Origin of the sequence: Corallococcus sp. AB030, assembly GCF_003668965.1 — a bacterium.
Classification (GTDB): Bacteria; Myxococcota; Myxococcia; order Myxococcales; family Myxococcaceae; genus Corallococcus; species Corallococcus exiguus.
In genome coordinates this window covers 1-464 of the sequence record NZ_RAWQ01000489.1, presented here as the reverse complement: position 1 = coordinate 464, position 464 = coordinate 1, and the positions used below count along the sequence as shown (strand labels likewise).

1 protein-coding gene and 1 tRNA gene are annotated in these 464 nt (G+C 48.7%); one reads left to right on the top strand and one right to left on the bottom strand.

From position 1 onward, the window contains the following. Positions 1-151 precede the first annotated feature (151 nt). Positions 152-223 (bottom strand) — tRNA-Arg (locus tag D7Y15_RS43740). A 43-nt stretch (positions 224-266) separates the two neighbouring features. Between D7Y15_RS43740 and D7Y15_RS46285 the strand changes: the two genes are divergently transcribed. Further along, a partial coding sequence (locus tag D7Y15_RS46285; protein WP_233605337.1) for a hypothetical protein occupies positions 267-464 on the top strand: 198 nt, incomplete at its 3' end.

The following is a 464-nucleotide window of genomic DNA, read 5'->3' as shown; positions in this document are numbered from 1 at the left end:
CTACCGGCACTGGATAGCGTTTGCAAAGCTTGGGAAGCTGGAATAAATCAAGAGCCAACAAGCTCAGCAACACTCAAGGCAAAAGAATGGTAATAGTCAATTTCTTAGGATGTAGGTCTCCCTTTTGATGGACAGCAAATGGGCAAAATAATGATCACGCCAGGGGTCGAACCTGGAATCTCTTGATTCGTAGTCAAGCGCCTTGCCATTGGGCCACGCAACCAATTGATGTAAGCAGTTTCGACTGTGGCAAATATGTCCCCATCATGATGCAGATGAGCTTCCGCATGGGTCTGCACTATGCGCAACGGTCAAAAAGCGATGCGGTACGAAGCTGTATGCATGTACAATGCTCGATCAATGAGCTTTTGAGATATGCGTCGGGTTCCGAGATGACAGCAAATTCCCCAGAGTGCTCCAAACATGAGCATTGTCTGACCGGCCTGGCAGAGCATACCGTGGAC